The sequence below is a fragment of the Hymenobacter jejuensis genome, from assembly GCF_006337165.1.
Taxonomy (GTDB): Bacteria; Bacteroidota; Bacteroidia; order Cytophagales; family Hymenobacteraceae; genus Hymenobacter; species Hymenobacter jejuensis.
This window is the reverse complement of record NZ_CP040896.1, coordinates 1,584,683-1,604,106: the sequence shown is the minus strand read 5'-3', so window position 1 is coordinate 1,604,106 and position 19,424 is coordinate 1,584,683. Positions and strand designations below refer to the sequence as shown.

The 19,424-nt window shown below is 55.7% G+C and carries 18 protein-coding genes, 1 tRNA gene and 1 pseudogene; 12 read left to right on the top strand and 8 right to left on the bottom strand.

From position 1 onward, the window contains the following. The first annotated feature begins 60 nt into the window (after positions 1-60). Positions 61-372 carry an acyl carrier protein gene (locus FHG12_RS06495; protein WP_230471314.1) on the top strand — a complete coding sequence of 104 codons (312 nt, stop codon included), beginning with the start codon at positions 61-63 and terminating at the stop codon, positions 370-372. Between the two features lie 606 nt (positions 373-978). Here FHG12_RS06495 and FHG12_RS06490 read toward each other — a convergent pair. Both FHG12_RS06490 and FHG12_RS06485 read right to left on the bottom strand, forming a co-directional pair. Next, positions 979-1,056: pseudogene (locus FHG12_RS06490) on the bottom strand (YkvA family protein); the annotation flags it as partial. Between the two features lie 444 nt (positions 1,057-1,500). Beyond that, positions 1,501-2,112 (bottom strand): C40 family peptidase, encoded by a 612-nt coding sequence (locus FHG12_RS06485; protein WP_139514953.1) that lies wholly within the window; start codon positions 2,110-2,112, stop codon positions 1,501-1,503. Between the two features lie 317 nt (positions 2,113-2,429). Here FHG12_RS06485 and FHG12_RS06480 point away from each other — a divergent pair, with 317 nt between their 5' ends. Beyond that, complete coding sequence (locus FHG12_RS06480; protein ID WP_139514952.1) at positions 2,430-2,804, top strand: hypothetical protein; 375 nt, start codon at positions 2,430-2,432, stop codon at positions 2,802-2,804. 105 nt (positions 2,805-2,909) lie between these two features. Here FHG12_RS06480 and FHG12_RS06475 read toward each other — a convergent pair whose 3' ends face one another. Next, entirely contained in the window at positions 2,910-3,644 is a 735-nt protein-coding gene (locus FHG12_RS06475; protein WP_139514951.1) for an SDR family NAD(P)-dependent oxidoreductase, read from the bottom strand. A gap of 92 nt (positions 3,645-3,736) precedes the next feature. Continuing rightward, positions 3,737-4,537: an SDR family NAD(P)-dependent oxidoreductase gene (locus FHG12_RS06470; RefSeq protein ID WP_139514950.1), complete on the bottom strand. Its 801-nt coding sequence runs from the start codon at positions 4,535-4,537 to the stop codon at positions 3,737-3,739. Positions 4,538-4,740: 203 nt separating this feature from the next. On the opposite strand from FHG12_RS06470, the gene FHG12_RS06465 reads away from it, so the two are divergent. Beyond that, entirely contained in the window at positions 4,741-5,496 is a 756-nt protein-coding gene (locus tag FHG12_RS06465; protein WP_139514949.1) for a hypothetical protein, read from the top strand. A 130-nt stretch (positions 5,497-5,626) separates the two neighbouring features. On the opposite strand, the gene FHG12_RS06460 is transcribed toward FHG12_RS06465, so the two are convergent. Then, positions 5,627-5,699, bottom strand: a tRNA-Thr gene (locus tag FHG12_RS06460). A gap of 188 nt (positions 5,700-5,887) precedes the next feature. Between FHG12_RS06460 and FHG12_RS06455 the strand changes: the two genes are divergently transcribed. Continuing rightward, positions 5,888-6,352, top strand: a complete 465-nt coding sequence (locus FHG12_RS06455; RefSeq protein WP_139514948.1) for a hypothetical protein — start codon at positions 5,888-5,890, stop codon at positions 6,350-6,352. A gap of 15 nt (positions 6,353-6,367) precedes the next feature. On the opposite strand, the gene FHG12_RS06450 is transcribed toward FHG12_RS06455, so the two are convergent. Then, positions 6,368-7,021, bottom strand: coding sequence for a hypothetical protein (locus FHG12_RS06450; protein WP_139514947.1), 654 nt, complete (start codon positions 7,019-7,021; stop codon positions 6,368-6,370). Positions 7,022-7,228: 207 nt separating this feature from the next. On the opposite strand from FHG12_RS06450, the gene FHG12_RS06445 reads away from it, so the two are divergent. The 5 genes from FHG12_RS06445 (at position 7,229) to FHG12_RS06425 (ending at position 12,903) form a co-directional block, all read left to right on the top strand. After that, positions 7,229-7,978 carry an FkbM family methyltransferase gene (locus FHG12_RS06445; RefSeq protein ID WP_139514946.1) on the top strand — a complete coding sequence of 250 codons (750 nt, stop codon included), beginning with the start codon at positions 7,229-7,231 and terminating at the stop codon, positions 7,976-7,978. A gap of 24 nt (positions 7,979-8,002) precedes the next feature. Next, positions 8,003-8,287, top strand: a complete 285-nt coding sequence (locus FHG12_RS06440; RefSeq protein WP_139514945.1) for a DUF4834 family protein — start codon at positions 8,003-8,005, stop codon at positions 8,285-8,287. Positions 8,288-8,466: 179 nt separating this feature from the next. Next, complete coding sequence (locus FHG12_RS06435) at positions 8,467-11,022, top strand: YfhO family protein (protein ID WP_139514944.1); 2,556 nt, start codon at positions 8,467-8,469, stop codon at positions 11,020-11,022. Between the two features lie 89 nt (positions 11,023-11,111). Continuing rightward, the gene (locus FHG12_RS06430; RefSeq protein ID WP_139514943.1) at positions 11,112-12,062 is read left to right on the top strand and encodes a 1-aminocyclopropane-1-carboxylate deaminase/D-cysteine desulfhydrase; all 951 of its coding nucleotides are present in this window, start codon (positions 11,112-11,114) and stop codon (positions 12,060-12,062) included. 211 nt (positions 12,063-12,273) lie between these two features. Continuing rightward, complete coding sequence (locus FHG12_RS06425; protein WP_139514942.1) at positions 12,274-12,903, top strand: DUF4230 domain-containing protein; 630 nt, start codon at positions 12,274-12,276, stop codon at positions 12,901-12,903. Between the two features lie 24 nt (positions 12,904-12,927). Here FHG12_RS06425 and FHG12_RS06420 read toward each other — a convergent pair whose 3' ends face one another. Next, positions 12,928-13,419: a regulatory protein RecX gene (locus tag FHG12_RS06420; RefSeq protein WP_139514941.1), complete on the bottom strand. Its 492-nt coding sequence runs from the start codon at positions 13,417-13,419 to the stop codon at positions 12,928-12,930. 331 nt (positions 13,420-13,750) lie between these two features. Here FHG12_RS06420 and FHG12_RS06415 point away from each other — a divergent pair, with 331 nt between their 5' ends. The 3 genes from FHG12_RS06415 (at position 13,751) to FHG12_RS06405 (ending at position 18,391) form a co-directional block, all read left to right on the top strand. Beyond that, positions 13,751-14,497, top strand: coding sequence for a ferritin-like domain-containing protein (locus FHG12_RS06415; protein ID WP_139514940.1), 747 nt, complete (start codon positions 13,751-13,753; stop codon positions 14,495-14,497). 48 nt (positions 14,498-14,545) lie between these two features. Then, entirely contained in the window at positions 14,546-15,445 is a 900-nt protein-coding gene (locus tag FHG12_RS06410; RefSeq protein ID WP_139514939.1) for a ferritin-like domain-containing protein, read from the top strand. 315 nt (positions 15,446-15,760) lie between these two features. Next, the gene (locus FHG12_RS06405) at positions 15,761-18,391 is read left to right on the top strand and encodes a DUF5686 and carboxypeptidase regulatory-like domain-containing protein (RefSeq protein ID WP_139514938.1); all 2,631 of its coding nucleotides are present in this window, start codon (positions 15,761-15,763) and stop codon (positions 18,389-18,391) included. A gap of 50 nt (positions 18,392-18,441) precedes the next feature. On the opposite strand, the gene FHG12_RS06400 is transcribed toward FHG12_RS06405, so the two are convergent. Further along, on the bottom strand, positions 18,442-19,344 hold the full coding sequence (locus FHG12_RS06400) for an EamA family transporter (RefSeq protein WP_165699318.1): 903 nt from the start codon (positions 19,342-19,344) through the stop codon (positions 18,442-18,444). Positions 19,345-19,424: the final 80 nt, after the last annotated feature.

Below are 19,424 nucleotides of genomic sequence, written 5' to 3'. Positions count from 1 at the left end.
TTATAAGGCTTTGATAGCCAAGTTATTAACAAAAGACAGCTAGCGCCCAGCGATTTTAGATTGCTTACCCTTCCTTATCCGTTCAACGTCGTTACCCTTATGATCACCTCAACGACCTCCGCCCCCAAATCCATCGAGCAGCAAGTGTTGCGCATCATCAGCAAGCGCAAGGCTATTAAGCCCCGTCGCCTGCGTATCGGAAGCAGCCTAAGCCGCGAGCTGGGCTTCGACACCGTCGACGTGGTGGATATTATTCTGGAACTGGAGCGCAGCTTTCACATCACGATTCCCGATGAGGTGCCGTTGGCTACCGTCGGCGATTTCGTGACGTACGTGGCTACGCACACGCCCGAAGCCGAACGTGCCGCTTAACCTCAAACGGTTGTGAGGCCCTGGTTTAGTGGTAAGGCCTCACAACTGTTTGCGTTTTCAGCCTCGCGGTTCTCCGGCATGCACGGCAGAATAGGCCAATAAAAAAGCCCGTTCCTCATTAGGAACGGGCTTTTTTGTAGCTAATTGATTATGAGATAATTATCTCACATTGCCACCCGTGTCATTAGGCCCGTTGTTGGGGGTGCGGCTGCCATCGGTATTGTAGGCGGCGTCCGAGTGAATCTTTGCATTGGGGTTAGGATCCGGGTCGGTGGGACCGGTCAGGCTGGGGTTGGGATTGGTGCTGTCGGGGGACGAAATGCCAGAATCGGTATTGGAAACCGAGCCGGAAGCGGGCTTCAGATCTTCGGTGCCGTGTTTCTTAGTTGATTCTTTGGTTTCCTCGAAGTGTTCAACCGCGCCCACTCTTTCGCCTTTGGGCTTGGGGCCGGAACCGGTGCTCGTGCCATCGCTGGAAGTGTGCAGCGTCGAGGCCGAACCGGGACGAATATCGCTGGCCTTCGGGTCGCTCACGACTACAGGGCGGGTCGCTTCCCACTCCGCAAACTTGTCCAGCTCGCCCGTCAGCGTCGACGTAAACCAGGCTACCAGCGCTACGTCATCCAAGAGGCCCAGCACCGGAATAAAATCCGGAATCAGGTCAATCGGGCTTAGGAAGTAGATGATAACGGCTACCGCTGCCACAATGGTAGTGGTTGGCAAGCCCGTGTATTCGCCTGATGCCGAGGCTTTTACCAAGCGTAGCAACAGTTGCAGGCTTTCCCAGGCTTCGTGCGCAATAGTGCCGATGTCTTTTTTGTCGCTGGCCTTTTGGTAGGCGTCGTTGAGCAGCGTCTTGATGCGGGAAGGCTTTTTGAGGTATTCTTCAGCCTTTCCAAGGAATTTCTTGAAGAGGGGGGAGGAAGCAATGTGCTCCCCGTTGGGATTTTTGGCGTCCATAGGAGTAAAATGAAAAGGGGAGAGACGCTGTGGCCGCAGGCGGCTTCGGCGGTTGCCTCTCTATACTGTTTCAGCCCAAAATGGTTTTGTAGGCTTTGCGTCGGCAAATGGACACAAAAAAAGCCTCGTTCGGAAGAACGAGGCTTGAAAAATGATCATCGGCGACCGCTATTCGGTTTCAACGCGGCCGGCTGCGTAGAAGTTGCGGTGGTAATAGGCCTGGTTAAGGGAGCTAACCATCACGCCGCCGTTGCAGGCCGAATGCGCGAACTTGCCGTCTTTCAGATAGATGCCAACGTGGTAGATGGGCTGGCCCGGACCGCGACGGAAAAACACTAGGTCACCGGTCTTTACTTCGTCCTTCGCGACGCGCTGCACGTTCTGAAACATGGAGCGCGAGCTGCGCTGAAGAGTAATGCCGTATACTTCTTTGAAGACGCGGGTCACGAAGCCGGAGCAGTCGGTACCCTTTTTGGAGTTGCTGCCGTAGCGGTAAGGAGTTCCGAGCCAGTCGGTTACGGTACGCAGCAAGTCCTTGTTCTCGGTATAGGCCAGATTCAGGCCCAAGGTTTGGGAGTAGTAATGATACGCGAGCGAGTCGCGGTAGGAGGCTGAAGCGGCTAGGTGTTCTTTGCCGCCGCTGAAATCAGGAAGCAGCGAGGCTTCGGCAATAATTGGGGCGTTGGTGCGGTTGCGTAGGTGAGAATCGGGGCTTCTTTCAAAGAAAAAGGAAAGGGCCATGGAGGCAGCGGCGAGGCAATACAGGAGGCTGTTTTTCATTGTCCGTCGTAGGGTGGCAAAAGGCGGATTCCGAGAACTTTCGGAAGGCCGTCGGGTCGTTTTGCTTCGAGTAATTCGAGTCCCTGAAGTGGTGAAAAAGTGTGGGCAAAATGCGTTTTACAAATGGCCGTAGAAGCGGGAATTCTTCTTGCGCCATTAGTTAAAGCTAAGCCATAAAAAATCTGCGGTCCAAGTTTTGGCCCGGATTTTACACGATTTTCTTTGCTGAGTTCAATAAAATGGCAAATAATTCTTGAGATAATATAAAACTGTCCAGTTGCGCGCCGCGTATATTTCCCCTTCGTTTTCAGTTGTTTATGGAGCTCCCGCGCATCATCGAAAATTCGCCTTTTGCCCGTGTTGCTCGCCTCAAACTGGGGAGCGGCAGCGTGGCCATGGTATTGGGCAATAGCATCCACCTGAGCGGCGCCACGCGCGAAGAGTTTTTGCGCGATCCGCACTGGGTGGCGCACGAGATGTGCCACATCCGCCAGTTTCGCGAGCACGGCTATTGGGGGTTCCTGTGGAAGTACCTGCTGGGCTGGGTGCGGCACGGCTACTACAACATTCCTTTCGAAGCCGAAGCCCGCCAAGCCGGCGAGTGCGAAGCGCACCTGTATGCCGGCGGCTTGCCACTGCCCGCTCCCGAAGAACGCCACAAGGGCGTTGGCCCCAAACGGAAAAAGGGATAGCGCCGAACTTGCAGTCCGTGCTACCCTATACAAAACAAGCGGGGGCGACTATCACATAGATAGTCGCCCCCGCTTGTTTTGTATAATAAATTGATAATAAGGTATTTATAAAGCGTCGAGACGGCCGCCGTCTACGACGAGCGTGGTGCCGTTGATGAACTTGGCTTCGTCGGAAGCCAAGAAGCAAATAGCGGCTGCTAAATCTTCTGGGGTGCCGACTTGCCCGGTTACTTTCTCGGCGCCGCTTTTTACGTTGGGGTTGTCCCAAAGCATGGGCGTATCGACGGCTCCGGGTGCTACGGCGTTGATGCGTGCTTTGGAATGCGGTATTTCTTGGCTCAGACCGCGCACAAAAGCTTCCATCGCGCCTTTGCTGGCTGCGTAGGGAACGACATTGGCAGTGGTTTCGTGGGCGTGCACCGAGCTGACGGCCACAATGCGGCCGTCCTGCATGTGCGGTAAACTCAGCTGACAGAGCCGGAACAGGGCCCGAATGTTTACATTCATCAGCTTATCCCAATCCTTAGGGTCCAAGTCGACTATGGGTTTGAACGTCATCATGGCGGCGTCGTTGATGAGCACATCGATGCGCTGCCACTTGTCGAGGGTTTGTTGCACGGCTGCCGCAAGCTGGGCGTCGTCGGCCAGGTCGGTGTCCAGAAAGATAGCCTCGCCGCCAGCCGCCTCAATGGTAGCCAGCACTTCTTGGCCCTCCTGCTCGTTGCGGCCGAGCACCGCCACCCGGCCGCCTTCCTGCGCCAGCCGGATGGCCGTTGCGCGCCCAATGCCGGACGTGGCGCCGGTAACTAGGCATATTTTGTCTTGAAAACGCTTTTCCATGGGGTCGGTACTTGCTGCTGAGTAGGGTAAAAAACTGCCGCCCTCTGTTTTAAGCAGAAGGCGGCAGCCGAAGTAAAATCCAGAAAGACAGCTTATTGTTTAGCTGCCGGCTCAAATTGCTTTTTGCTCATGGCCGCCAGCCATTTGTCGGGCACCACGTTGGTGATGGTCGCCATTACTTTGTTGTTGACGCCTGAGATTACGCGCGGCTCGCCGCTCATCAGGGCTTCATAGCCATCTTTAGCCACGTCTTTCGGGTCGGCTTTCTTGCTCTGGCCTTCTTTGGTGTCTTCGGCGTGGGCCGTCACGAAGAACTCAGTTTCGGTGGCGCCGGGGCACAGTGCCGTGATGGTAACGCCTGAGTCTTGTAGCTCGGCCGTGATGGCCTCCGTAAACGACAATACAAATGCTTTGGTGGCGCCGTACACCGCCAAGTTGGCGTTGGGTTGAAACGAAGCCAGCGACGCCAGTTGCAGAATGCGGCCCTTGTTGCGCTGCTTCATGTCGCGCCCAAACAGGAACGTGAGCTCCATCAAGGCCGTAATGTTGGTGTTAATCATGGCCACGTGCCGGTTGATGTCGGCATCCAGAAACGGACCGGCAAGACCGAAGCCCGCGTCGTTAACCAAGATATCGACTTGCAGGCCTTTGTTCTTTACTTCGTCGTACACGCGTTGGGCCGCGCCGGGTTGGCTGAGATCCTGCGTGATAAGCGTGGGCTGAATGTGATGGACGCTCTGCAAATGGTCGGCAAAGCCTTGCAGGCCGCCGGGGTTCTGATCGACCAGAATGAGCTGGTATTGGTCTTTGGCGAGCAAATGCGCGAGCTCTTGGCCAATGCCGCTGGCGGCCCCGGTTACGAGAGCCACGGAGAGATTGGGATCCTTAGCCATAATCTGAAAGAATGATTGAGGTGGTAGTTGATAAAGGACAATCCTTCAGGTACTGTCCAACAACCCAGAAGGTTGCCCGGCCCGAGCGTAGCGAAAAGTATTGGCCCATTTGCAACCCCATGACCCCGAATTACGAATAGACTGCTATGCGATCTTGCAAAAGGCGCACTTAGTCTTTCCTAATTACATAACCACCCCGTATCATGGAAAACAACCCGAATTCGTCCGCTAACAAACCTAATTCGTCGGGTGCCGGCGCTAGCAAATCATCTTCGGCTGCACAGCCACAAGGTTCTTCCGCTTCCAATCAGAGCAACCAAAACCAGGATACTGCCATGGGCTCGGCCTCAACCGCCTCCAGCAGCAGAACGAGCAGCTCAGACGCCAATGCCTCTTCGGGTATGGGCTCGTCTTCTTCGGGCTCGGGGAATATGGGCGCTTCCAGAGGCGACAGCCGCCAGAACCAAAACCAGGAGTCGCAAGGCGGCATCAAGTCGTTGCTGGAAAACGTTAATCTCAGCCAGGTAAAAGACTGGAGCAACAAAGCCGTAGAGCAGGTTAACAACATGAGCAGCAGCCAGAAGTGGCTGGCTGTCGGAGCCGCCGCCTTAGTTGGTAGCGGTGTATTCTTGGCGCTGCGCTCGAAAGGTGAAAAACCAGAATCGAAGCACGACAAATCGTGGGGCAACAAGCGTAGCTCTTCCGGCGACAGCTACCGCGGCAGCAACTACGGTTCTGACAGCGGCTACGGCTCAGACTCGTCTAACTCGGGTTACCGTGGCGGCTCCAGCTCTAGCTCGAAGTACAGCTCCGGCTCCTCTAGTTCGGGCTACACCTCCGGTTCCGGCAACCAAAGCCAGCGCCGCGATCAAGGCCCATCGGCTAGCCAGCAAGGTTATCGGAGCAGCGGCAGCTCGGCCTCAAACATGGCCGATGACTCTTATGACAATGGCTTGTAATTGATTGATTAATAAGTAGTTGTAAAAAAGGCCAGATTCTTAGGAATCTGGCCTTTTTTGTGATCGTTTGCGGCAGGCAAACAACAAAAAGCCCCGTAGTCAATACCTGACTACGGGGCTTCGTGCAAAGAGCCTTCTACGGGACTCGAACCTGCGACCTGCTCATTACGAATGAGCTGCTCTACCAACTGAGCTAAGAAGGCGTTTCCGCAGTGGCAGCGCCGCTGGGGAGGGCAAAGATAGGCAGGCCCACAGAAATGTCACAAGTGGGAGCCGCATTTTTTTGCAGCCGAGCCGGGTGCCGACACCTTCATAACCTACACGCTTGGGCGGCCGTTGTAACAACTATTTACTCACGCATGCGGGGCGCCGCATTTTACTTTTGAGCGTTATGGCAAAATCTGGCAAATCTTCGGCATTACCACAGGCTTTGGGCAGCGGCCTGGCCGGAGCCATCGTGTTGAATGTGGTGCACGAAACCGTCCGCCGCATTCGGCGCGACGATGCCCCGCGCATGGATTTGTTTGGCGAGCGCGGCCTGCGCAAGATCTTCGACAAAGCCGGTGTTGCCGCTCCCAACCACAAAACATTGTATTACATGACGTTGGCCGGCGATTTGCTCAGCAACGGTTTGTATTACAGCTTCATCGGCCGGGGTAAGAACGCTTGGCGGCGAGGTGCTCTGCTGGGACTGGCCGCGGGCGTAGGTGGCGTGTTGTTGCCCGGTCCGATGGGCTTAGGCAAAGCGCCCAGCAACCGCACGCCCCAAACGAAAGCCATGACTGTAGCGTGGTACTTATTAGGCGGTCTGGCCGCGGCAGGCGCGTCGCGGCTCTGGAGTAAGGCTCGTAAGTAAACGCCTGTGCGGTAGCTACTTACCAGTGTTAGTCGTTTGGGCTAGTTGCCATGTATTGTAGCGCCGCACGATGGCTTGCAAGTCGCGGCGGCGGTAGCGGCCGGCGTGCAGATCGGACTTCAGAGCCGGGTAATCAGCAAAATATTCTGCTACCTCTTGAGGGAATTTCCAGGCTCGGGTTTCCACAAAGCCAGCCTGCCCCGCTCGCCAAACCAGCACAGAATGATCGACCCGGCCCAGATAGGACGCTGGCGGCGCCTGGTACCGGTAATTGGTGACGTATTGCGATTGGGAAATGCCGCTGTAATAAACCGGAAAATAGTAATCCAGAAGTTGCACCGGACCGGCACAGAGTTGCCGCAGGAAAAGCCGACTGGCCTTGCCATGCTCGGTTTTGGCAGTGGCAACCGTGGAGATGTACCGAACAGTGTCTTTTTTGGTGATGTAGCCGTACCCCATCAGTTGGCTGCCGTCAAATCGGGTGTAGCCTTGGCCATTGAGCGCAATGAATTCTACTTCGTGTTGTTGTTTCACTGGGTCCTGAATGCGAATGGCGCCGTGAATCACTTCGTTATGGTTCGTAACGATATACCCCGGCACCGCCAATTGGGCGTAGGCAGAACTGCTCAGCAGCCCGGCGATGAAAATCAGATGCCACGATTTCAACATACTGATAGCAGTGAAAGAGTATAATAATATCAGGATATAATATCCATAAATTTGGGCGAAAAGGCAACGGAAACGGCTGCTTATTTGGTAGCAAAGCAGCTGGCCGGCGTACAAGTCCAGTAGGCGGCATATGCCCTTGCATCCTCAGGCTTTCCGAGCACGGGCATAACAGGCATTTGCTGCCTTTCCGGCATCTTTGCGCCCGTAATGAAAGAACTCCGCAAACTCCTCGTCCGGGCGCTTGGCTTCGAGCGCTACATCCGTTTGGTTAGTCGTGTGTATTTGCGACTGGTGGGCGCTGGCTGGGGCAAAGAGAAATATCCGGAATTATTCTTTTTGCAAAATATTGTAAATCAAGGGTTTACTTGTATTGATATTGGGGCTAACCTGGGGTATTACTCCGTGGCCTTATCGAAGCTGGTGGGGCCGCAAGGGAAAGTACTAGCCGTTGAGCCTATTCCGCTGTTTCAGCAAATCTGGCGCGACAACGTGCGCTTGAGTGGGTACGACAACCTCACGTTGCTGCCCTACGCCTTAGGCGGCCAAAACACCACCGTGCAAATGGGCACGCCTGAGCGCGACGGCTTGCTGCACCACGGCATGACCAAAGTAGCCGCCAGCAACACGGCCGAAAAGTACGCCCGCACCTACGACGTGCCCATGCGCCAACCCGACGAGCTCTTCACTGACCTCACTCGCCTCGACTTCGTGAAGTGCGATGTGGAAGGCTTTGAGTACGAGGTGTTTCGCCATATGCAGGGCACGCTGCGCCGCTTCCGGCCGCTAATCCAAACCGAGCTAAACGGCCTCGAAAACCGCCAGGCCGTGGTAGCGCTACTAGATTCGCTGGGCTACAAACCATTTCAGTTGTCTGCGCGTTTGGAACTTGTGCCCTGCACGGCCACCGAGTTGGCCAGCCCTGCTACCGCCGATTTTTACTTTCAACCCACTTCTTAATCCCGCCACTTCGGACGTTCCTTAATGGTTAAGTTCATCCTGACGCTGCTCATCATTTCCTTTGTCGTACGCTACGTTGTACCCGTGGTGTTGCGTCTGTTGGTGGGGGCTTTTGTGCAGAAACAAGCCCGCAAATACGGGCAGCAATTTGGTGGTACGCCTTTCGAATCACCCTTTACGCCCCCCACAGGTCCTCCGCCTTCTTCCCCAGGTGAGGTCCATGTAGATTACGTGCCACCCAAGCAAAAAAAGTCAAAGCCTACGGAGTTTAAAGGTGGGGAATATGTTGATTTTGAGGAGGTTAAGTAACGATTGAGTGGTTGCCTGCTATAGCACAGCGTAGCACAAACGCCCTTTTCAACCTGCTGCTGAGCCCAAAGCGCTGCTCCGAGCGGTAGGTTGCTGCAAATGAAATAAACAGGCTACCTTCGGGCTGCCTGGCCAGATCGGGGGATTTGGCGGGACCTATCCGATTCTTTTTACGCTTCATGACTACCGTTTCTTCCGGCAGCGTGCCACTGTGGCGACGGGTGTTGCCGCACCTGTTGGCCGTTGTATTTTTCCTGGCGCTGGCCGCTGTGTATTTCTCGCCGATCCTGTTTGAAGGCAAAACGCTGGCCCAGCACGACATCGTGCAGTTTAACGGCGGGGCGCACGAAGCTGCTCAATACCGCGAGGTAACCGGCCAAGAAGCCCTCTGGACAAACTCCATGTTCAGCGGCATGCCCACCTACATGATCAGTACCCGCTTCCCGGGCGACTTGTCGGTATACTTGCACCAGATTTTCACGCTGCATCTGCCCGCGGTGGTGGCCAATTTGTTTTTGGCGCTGCTCTGTGGCTATGTGTTGTTTATCGCGCTGGGCGTGAGGCCGTTAGTAGCCGTCGCCGGTGCCATCGCGTTGGGTTTTACCAGTTATAACCTGGTCATTCTGGCAGCCGGGCACAATACCAAGTCGCTGGCGCTGGCCTACGCACCGTTGGTGCTGGCGGGTTTGCTGGTCACGTTTCGGCGCAACCGATGGTTGGGTGCGGCCTTGTTTGCATTGGGTCTGACGATGAACCTACGTTCCAACCACGTTCAGATCACCTATTATCTGCTGCTGCTGGTGCTGGTGTTTGGCATCGTGGAGCTGGTGTTTGCGGTGCGCGAAAAACGCACGGCTGCTTTCCTGAACCGCACGGCGTTACTGCTGGCGGCAAGCGTGTTGGCTGTCGGGGTGAGCTTTGGCCGCCTTTACGTTACGGCACAATACAGCAAGTATTCCAACCGCGGCAAGTCGGAGCTGAAAACGCCATTGCCAACTGCGCCCGGCCAAGAAGCGCCAGCCCCTGCCGACGGTGAATCGGCCAGCACCGCCCACGATCGGGAGTACGCTTTCGGGTGGAGCTACGGTGTCGGCGAGACCATTACCTTATTGATTCCCAATTACTTCGGTGGAGCTTCGCAAGCCAAGCTGAGTGAAAGCTCGGCTACGGGGCAAGCCCTTTCGCAGCTAGGAGTCCCGCCCGTACAGCTACGCGACTACCTGAGCCAATTGCCACTTTATTGGGGCGATCAGCCGAGCACAAGCGGACCGGTGTATGTGGGCGCGGTTGTGTGCTTGCTGTTTGTGCTGGGCTTGTTTGTCGCCGATCGTCGCACGCGCATTTGGTTGCTGATCGGTACCGTCCTGTCGATTGTGCTGGCCTGGGGCAAGAATTTCGAGTCGTTCAACGGCTTCATGTTCGATTACTTCCCCGGCTACGACAAGTTTCGGGCTGTGTCGATGGCACTCGTGATTGCGCAATTGGCCATGCCGCTGCTAGGCATCTTAGCCCTGTCTCGCGTCCTGCGCACACGCCCCGAAACAGCACCGCTACCGGCCGGTTCACATCCGGCATTGGCCCCGAAAGCAGTGGACACTGCTGAAACAGCCGATTTGAAGCGCAAACTGCTCTACGCCGTGGGTATCACGGCCGGCATCTGCATCCTGGCTTTCCTGTTTGGGTTAGGCGCTAATTTCGCTTCGCCCATCGACGCTCAGTTGCAGCAAAGTGGCTTCCCGCTTGATGCTTTGCGCCAAGATCGCGCCAGCCTGATGCGTACCGACGTGCTTCGCTCGCTGGTGTTCATCTTGATGGCAGGTGGCGTCTTGTACTTCTATTTGCAGCGCAAGCTGTCGGTGTCGCTGGCGGCTATGTTGGTGGCCGCCCTGACGTTGGTGGACCTCTGGACCGTGGACAAGCGCTACCTCAACGACAGCAACTTCCAGCGCGAAACCGTAGCCCAGCAGTTTGTACCGACCGCAGTCGATGAGCAAATTCTGCAGGACAAAGACCTGAGCTACCGCGTGCTGAATTTGCAGAACCCTTTCAGTGAGGCCAATACGTCGTACTTCCACAAGAGCATCGGGGGCTACAACGGCGCCAAGCTGCGCCGCTACCAAGACCTAATTGAGCGGCAGATTTCCAATAACAATCCCGGCGTGCTCAACATGCTCAACATGCGTTACCTCATCACCGGCGACCCTAAACAGCCTGTGCAGCGCAACCCCGGCGCGCTGGGCAACGCTTGGTTTGTGAGCGAAGTGCAGAAAGTGCAGAACCCTGACCAGGAAATTCAGGCGCTTACTAACCTCAACGTGGCTACTACGGCCGTCGTGGATGCCTCGAAATTCCCTCTCGACAAAACCACTTACAATGCGGCTGGCTCTACCATCCGCCTCACCAATTACTCGCCCAACGAACTGCGCTACGACGCCAATGCCGCGCAGGACGGCTTCGTGGTGTTCTCGGAAATTTATTACGCCGACGGCTGGAACGCCTACCTCGACGGCAAGCTGGTGCCGCATGTGCGCGCCAACTACGTGCTTCGGGCCATGCCCGTGCCTGCTGGGCACCACATCATCGAGTTTAAGTTCGAGCCCAAGGCCTACGCCATCGGCAACACGGTATCGCTGGTCTCTTCTGTTCTCCTGATTCTGGCCCTGCTGGGGGCTTTGGTATATGCCATCCGGCAAAAGCCTGAGCCGGTAGTAGAAGAGCAGCAGTTGGTAGCGTAAGCAGCACAGGCCGCGCGTCTTTAACAGCCTCCATCGCCTGTCATCTTTCTCCTAAGATGACAGGCGATGGATTTTTATATTATTAGTAAATGATTGATAATGAGATAATTATACAAGATATTCTGGAGACGGTTGTCCAGCAAAAGGGCATCCGGCTGCTGCTGCTCCGCGATGATCTGCGCCACCCGGAGCTACCCGGCAACAAGTGGCGCAAGCTCAAATACAACCTGCTGGAGGCCCGCAAACAAGGCCACGACACGCTCCTGACATTCGGCGGGGCTTACTCCAATCACTTGGCCGCCGTCGCGGCGGCTGGGCATTTATACGGCTTCAATACTATTGGCGTGGTGCGTGGCGACGAGCTACAACTGGCCCAAGATGATCAGCTAAATCCGACGCTGGCGCAGGCCGTGGCGCACGGCATGACCTTGCGCTACCTCGATCGTAACACGTACCGTCGCAAGCACGAAGCGGCAGTTCAGGCGGAGCTACTAGCGCAAACCGGCCCGGCGTACGTTGTGCCCGAAGGCGGTACCAATGCGCTGGCCCTGCGCGGCTGCGCTGAGCTGGTAACGGAATTAGCTGCCCACACGGCCTTCGATGCGTTGTGCGTGGCTTGTGGCACTGGGGGCACGTTGGCCGGTTTGCTCACAGGCCTTGCCGGCACGCGTCAGGCTGTGGGCATAGCCGCCTTGAAAGGTGGTGATTTCCTGCGCAACGACGTGAATGCTCTCACGCAACAGATTGTCGGACAGCGTTATACCAACTGGGCATTGCAAACGGACTACCATTTTGGAGGCTACGCCAGCTTTTCGCCGCCGCTGTTGGCATTCATCCGTGAGTTTCAGCAGCGGCATGGTGTCCTACTCGATCCCCTATACACCAGCAAGCTATTGTTCGGGGTGCTCGACCTGATTGCGAAAGGCTATTTTGAGCCGGGCAGCACCGTGGTGGCCGTCCACACGGGCGGCTTGCAGGCGTGGGCCGGTTTTCGCCAGCGCTATGAGTCGCGCAGCACCTGGTGGCCGGAAATAGAATAGGTATCGATTGGATTAAAACCACAAAACATTGTAAATCAATACTTTGTGCGTTCGCTTTAGGTGTTTCAGATCACGTTCATATCCAAAATACCAGTGGACAGGGATTTGATGGCGTACTGTGCATGGGCCGCTTGCATCCAAGCAAAAGTGACCCAAACCCAGTGCTTCCCGTACCTTGCCCCTAAAGTAGTGTCTTGTTCTGTTTGTGCTTATGCCTGTTGTTCGTTTGCTGCGTCGCTTGCTGCCGTTGGTTTTCCTAGTGGGGTTAGGTTGGTTTCTCTGGAAAAAAGTCCAGCCGGTGCTGCTGGACAACCCCCTCAATTCCGATCCGCGCATCACGGTCACGCACAACACCGTCCTGACCAAAGTCGAGGCCCTGGGCCGCATGGAGTTGGTGCGCTACAATTTCAAAGACGTGGTGGAGTACCGCAAAGGCACGTACCGTTTTCTGGAAGACGCAAAAGTGGCGCTTATCGTGGCGGGCGATGCCGTGGGCTGCCTCGATCTGCGCAAAGTGCGGGCGCAGGACGTGGTGTTTGAAGGCGACTCGGTAGTGCGCATTGCGCTGCCGCCCGCCGAACTGTGCAGCTGGCGCATCGACCACAGCCAAAGCAAAGTGTATAGCGTCGAAAATGGCCTGTTGCGCAACGCCGAGCTGGTAGACGAAGCCTACAAATACGCCGAAAAAAACGTGCGCCGCTCGGCCCTGCAATCCGGGATTCTGGCCCAAACCCAGCAGAATGCCCAGCAAATCCTAAGGCCCATGCTGGAAACCATGACTGGCCGGCGCGTCGTACTCGTGCAGCAAACGGCGCCCCCGCAAGTACCAGGCAAAAGGTAAATATATGTATATCAAATACTTATATCAATCCTCGCTTTCCTTGCCTAAGTCGCTCAGTGCCATCTGAATCAGGTCCATTTCGTAGCCCTTTAGCATTAGGTACTGCATGAGCTTTTGCTTGCGTTTCTGCGGATGGCGCTCTTTTTCGAGGGCATTTTTCTTTTCGAGCAGCGTCGTGAGGTTGGCGTAGTATTCGTCGCCATCGATTTCCTTCAGGCCCGCTTTAATGCAGAAGTCCGAAATACCTTTCTGCTTGAGTTCCTGCGTAATGCGGCGCCGGCCCCATTTCTTCAACCGGTACCGACCCCGCACAAAACTCTTGGCGTACCGCTCTTCGTCGAGCAGCTTTTCGCGGCTCAACCGAATGATAATCTCGCCGGCTTCGTCCTCGTCGAGACCGTAGCTGCGAAGCTTTTCTTCCACTTCTTTGTGGTTGCGCTCTTGGTAGGCGCAGAAGGCAGCGATCTTTTGCAGGGCCTCACCGGGCGTGTAAAACTTCTTTTTCGGTTGATCCATTCGACTTAGCAGCCGGCAGGTGAAAGAGCGCCGGTGTGATGTACTCAATTAACATTGCGAATGCTGCGGGCGTTCGGGTTTGCAGGCCGCAAGTTGGCAAAACTAAGGCGATAATGCTGCTCTCAAATTCATCAGCGCTAATAGGAGCAATCGTATTGAAATATCCGTGGATATCAGGATAAATCCAAGCTTAAAACAGCTTCATAAGCTCCTGATATACTGTAATATACACGGATAAAATTGCGTTAAATACTTATTTTATGCCTAACTAAATCTGGTGGCGACAGGACTGCGTATGCTTTCAATCTTCCCACCATTTATCCAAAAAAATATGTCGAAACTACCATTACTAACCCCCGAATCCAATTCGGTAGAGGAGGGGCTGAACACGCCATTGCAGCGTCGCTCCTTTCTACGGTATACCGGGCTCGGAGTAGCCGCCACAAGCTTGGCGCTAACCGGCTGCAACGATGTGCTGGAAGAGATTTTTAAAAATCCGAAAGCCAACAAGAACGAGGTAAATGTCGGCTCCGGCGACTTTGGCATCCTCAACTATGCCTACGCCTTGGAGCAATTGGAAGCGGCTTTTTATGCGCAAGTAGTAGCCAGCCCATACTATGCCGGCGCTTCGGCGGCCGAGCGGCAGATTTTGCAAGATGTAGCCGCGCACGAAGTGGCGCACCGCGACTTCTTCAAAAAAGCCATTACGGCGCTAGGCGGCAGCCCAATCAAGAATCTGGAACCCGATTTTTCGGCGATTAATTTCTCCGACCGCACCAGTGTCCTGACTACGGCCAAAGCATTCGAAGATTTGGGTGTGTCGGCTTATAACGGAGCCGGCAAACTCATCGCCAACCCCGATTACCTGACGCTGGCCGGCAAAATAGTGTCGGTAGAGGCCCGGCACGCCGCCCTGATTCGCGATTTGATCCAGAATGGCTCGTTTGTAGGCCCCGACGTGGTGGATTTCAGCACCGGCCTAGAGAAATCTAAGTCGCCTGCTGAGGTAGTAATGACGGCCAATGCTTTCCTCAAGAAAGGCTCGAAGCTCAACGTGAGCAACCTGCCCAAAGAATAAGCTGGCCCTGCTTCGCATTCATCCATCTATCGTCAAAATCTCTACTCCATGAATATTTTCAATCTTATCACCGAAATCGAAAAAGTCGATCCGGAAGTTTACGAGCGTCTCGATCAGCGCCGCGCCATATTCAAGCACTTTGCCGGCTTCGGCAAAAAACTCGCCACTGCTGCCGTGCCGCTGGCCATGGGTTCCATGTTCCAGAAGGCCTACGGGCAGTCGTCGGGCCTGAGTGCGCAGATCAAAGAAGTGCTCAATTTCGCCCTCACCCTCGAATACCTCGAGGCTGCCTTCTACAACCAAGGCCTGAGCGCCGCGGGCCTCCAATCGTCGCTGACGGGCCAGAGCCGCACCGACATTGAAACCATCCGCACCGACGAAAACAACCACGTTAAGTTCCTGAAGGCCGTACTCGGCGCCGACGCCATCAAAGACCCAACAGCTTCTTTCGACTTTACCGGCTCGAAGGGTGGCGCCCGCGCAGCCCTGTTCCCCGACGTATTCTCAAATGTGAAAACGTTTTTGGCTGTGGCCCAGGCATTTGAGGATACCGGCGTGCGCGCCTACAAAGGCGGCGCCGCGCTGCTGATGAGCAACAACACCGTATTGGAGGCGGCCCTCAACATTCACTCGGTGGAGGCCCGCCACGCTTCGCATCTGCGCACCATGCGCCGCGGCGGCCCACAAGCCCTGCCCAACAACGAGCAGGATTCGCCCGAAAGCTGGATTACCGGCGATGCCAACGGCGGGCCGGCGCCCGGCATCACCAACGGCATCTATGGCCCCGGCAACCCCGCCAGCAAGTACCCCAGCGAGGGCAATGTGGTGCAGGCTGGCATCAACATCGCTGCCAACAGCAACATCTCCACCAACAAAGCGTCCGAAGCCTTCGACGAGCCGCTGGACATGGCGACTGTGCTTTCGATTGCCAGCAACTTTATCAAATAAGCGTCTGCGGACGCTTTTCATTTCCAGTAAAAAGGACAGCTGAAAGGCTGTCCTTTTTTTCGTGACCTGACCAAAGTGACCCAATTATTCGTGACAAAGGCCGCACGCCGCCACTAAAGATGGTAACGGGAGTACAGTCATGTGTTGTCAATTATCTAATAATCAATACATTATAAATAATCATTCTATTGGTTGCGTAGTTGTTCTGTAAGGGTAGGATTCTATGAAGGATAAATTCCGCATTTGAAGCACGCGGAGGCAACCGTTCGGTTCTGGATTCTCTCTATCTTCACGAACACTGTGCATATATTCCGGATGGCTCGTTACTTGTTGCTGCTGACTTTTTTGGCAAGCGTCTTTGGGGCGCAAGCCGGCATTGTGCGAGGACGGATTACGGATACCAAAGGCGCCGCCCTGGCTTTCGCCAACGTGGCCGTGCGCAACACTTCTACCAGCACCGCCACCAACGAGCAAGGCAATTATCAGCTACGCCTCAATCCGGGACAGTATGAGCTTGTATTTCAATACGTTGGCTACAAGCCGCGCACCGAAACCATTCGGGTAGCCGGCGGTGATACGGCCACGGTCCTGAACGTCGTGCTCGAATCGGAAAACTACCGGCTGGGCGAAGTGGTCGTGCGCGCCACCGACCGCGACCCCGCGTATGCCATTGTGCAGCAAGCTATTAACTGGCGGCGTTACCACCAGCGCGAGGTGGCGGCTTTCAAGGCGCGGGTCTACATCAAAACGCTGGGCCGCTTCACCGATGTGCCCGGCAAGATTTTGGGCTTGGTGAAAGTAGGGCCGGACGTGAAGCCGGGTATTTTTTACCTCTCCGAGTCGTTGTCGGACATGACGTTTCGCCAGCCCAACGTGGTACAGGAGCGTATGCTGTCGTCGCGGGTGAGCGGCGATGCCAAGGGCATCAGCTTCAACCGGGCCAGTGCGGGCCGCGGCCTCAATTTCTACAACAACGTCCTGAAAAGCGGCTTTTCGGAGCGCGGCTTCGTGTCGCCGATTGCCGACGGCGCCATGCTGTTTTATAAATACGAACTGCAAGGCAGTACGCAGCAGAACGGATTGACCATCAATAAAATACGCGTGACGCCGCGCCGCCGCACCGATCCGGTATTTTCGGGGTACATCTACGTCGTAGAAGGTACGTGGCGCCTGCATTCCGTGTCGCTCGACCTGACGAAAGACGCCCAGCTCGACTACGTCGACAACATCCACATTGAGCAGCTTTTTGCGCCCGCGCCGGGCCCGTCGGATGTGTGGGTGATGCAGTCGCAGAAGATCACGATGGGGTTCGAAGCCTTTGGTTTTAAGGGCAATGGCTACGTGACGGCCGTGCTTTCCAACTACCAGGTAACGCCGACCTATCCTAATCGGCCCGCTCCCCAAACCGCGCCGCCCGCAGTCGCCAGTAAAGATGCCGAACCGGCGCCCGTCATGCGCGAGTCGGTAGCCGACGTGAAAAAGCAAAAGCCCGTGTTACACGGCTTTGCCAAGCAAGTGAAGGAGCGCGTACGGCGCTCCGAACGCAGCGATTCGATCGGGGGCCTACCCGTGGAACGCATGCCGCGCGGGCAAGTAATGGTGGTGGAAAAAGGTGTAAATGAGCGCGATACCAGCTTTTGGTCGGAAGTGCGCCCCGTGCCGCTCACCGACGAGGAGAAAAAAGACTACCACCTAAAAGACAGCACTGAAGTCATCCGCAGCTCCCGCCCGTATCAGGATTCCCTGGATCGCAAGCGTAATGAGCCCGAACCCATGAAGTTTCTGGTGACGGGCTACACGTATCGCAACACGTTCAAGAAGTGGCAGTTCTCCGTTGCGCCTGTTTTCAACATTCTACAATACAACACGGTAGAAGGCGCGGTGGTCAATGCGCAGGCTACCTATACGCAGAACACCGACGACCGTCGCTCATTTTCGCTGACGCCTGCGTTGCGCTACGGTTTCGCCAACAAGCTGCTCAGCCCGAGCGTGGAGGCCGTATGGCAACACGACCCCGTAAAATTGGCGCGCCTTGGCGTGGGCGTGGGCCAAACCATCGAAAATTTCGATCTCAACTCGCAGCTTACGCCTTTTATCAATACCCAGTACACGCTGTTTCGCAATCGCAATTACGCCAAATATTACCGGCGCCTCGGCGGCGACATTAGCTACACTACTGAACCGCTCAACGGCCTTACGGTGCGCACGGCGCTTAGCTACTACGACCGCCGCGAGCTGCAAAATGCTACTATTGACCTTATTAAGGATGTAGCCGGCCGGGCCTTCACCCCCAATCGGCCAGTAAGTGCGGAGCTGCCTAACACTAGCTTCGCCCGCAACCAAGCCCTCACAGCCGAGCTTACCTTATCGTATAGGCCTGGGCAGCGCTATATTACGCGGCCTGATGGCAAGCTCAATTTTGGCTCGAAATGGCCAACGTTCCGATTCACGTATCTGCAAGGGATTCAGGCACTTGGCTCCGATGTGCGTTACACCCGGTTAGGCGTGGGCGTTAGCCAATCTGTGAACATGGGCCTGCTTGGAACGAGCAGCTATAACGTAATGACGGGCGCTTACCTCGGCACTCCGCGGCTCTACTTCATGGATTACCGGCACTTTTCCGGCAACCAAACGGCGTTTGCTAGCAATTTCGCCCAATTTCAATTGCTTGACTACTACTTATATAGCACAAGAGACCGCTACTTAGAAGCGCATTACAACCACCATTTCAACGGCTTCTTCTTGAACAAAATCCCGCTGATGCGCCGGCTCAAGTGGCAGGAAGTAGCGTCGGTCAATTACTTGCGTACGCCGAGCTCCGGCAATTATGTTGAGCTGGGTGTAGGCGTCGAGCACGTCCTGAAAGTGCTGCGCGTCGACTTTTACACGGCGCTGCAATCCGGCAATCGGCAAGCCAATGGGCTGCGGATCGGGCTGGGTTTTTAAGAGCGTTCTACGATTTGCCTGCGCTTCAGCACCGAAACGTTTAGGTGTCTCTATGCCGGTTGGCGCACGCGCGTCGGTAGCTGCACATTGTACAGCACCACCGAAAGCAGGATTACGCCATACGCCACCAGCTGAAGCACCTGGGCTTGCTCGCCGTAGTAGGTGAATGCCAGCACAAAGCTGACCAACGGGTTCACGTACATCATGATGCCTACCGTGCCGGATGGTAACTCATTGAGGGCGTAGAGGTTGAGAAACAGCGGTATGACCGTAAAGCCCACGCTCAGAACAGCCGCCATTAACAGCAGGTGCGAATCGGCAAAGCCGGCCGCCGGATCGGCACCGAGCAAAGGAGCGATGGGCAGGACCACCGCGGCGGCTAAGATCAGCTGCACCGTTAGCAGCACGAGGCGGTCGTAGCCTTGCAGGCCGCGCTGCGTGATGAGGTAAAGGGCATACGTAAGCGCGACAACCAAGCTTAGCAGGAGCGTCCGGGCTTCGCCGGAGCCAAGCAGCGCGCAGCTCATCAGGCTAAGACCGATGGCTAGCCACTGGTTAAGCCGCAGCTGTTCGCGCAGCACCACAAAGCCAAGCAGCGCCGTCAGGATGGGGCAAATTAGGTACGCAAACGAGCCGGCCTGCACGCTCACCTGATTGATGACGTAGATGAACAAGAGCCAGTTGGCCGTCAGCAAAAAGCCGCCGAATAGGGTGCTAACGGCTACGCTCCGGCGCTCGGCCCGCGAGGCGGCAAGTAGTTGGCGCCAAACCGTTTGCACGGCTTCGCGCCGGAAGAAGGTATGTATGAGTAGTAAAATGCTCAGCGACAATAAGATACGGAAGAACAAAATCTGGCCGCTGGCATAGCTGCTGAGTAGGCGCAAAGGCAGCGGGAAGAAGCCCCAGATCAGGAAGGCGCTGAAAGCCGCGAGGTGGTAACGAGAGAATTTCACAGAGAAAAGCAAAGAAGCCGCAAAGGTACGGTATTGCTCTTCGCAAACGGGCCTCTGCCGTGGTTATAGCGGCAAGCGTA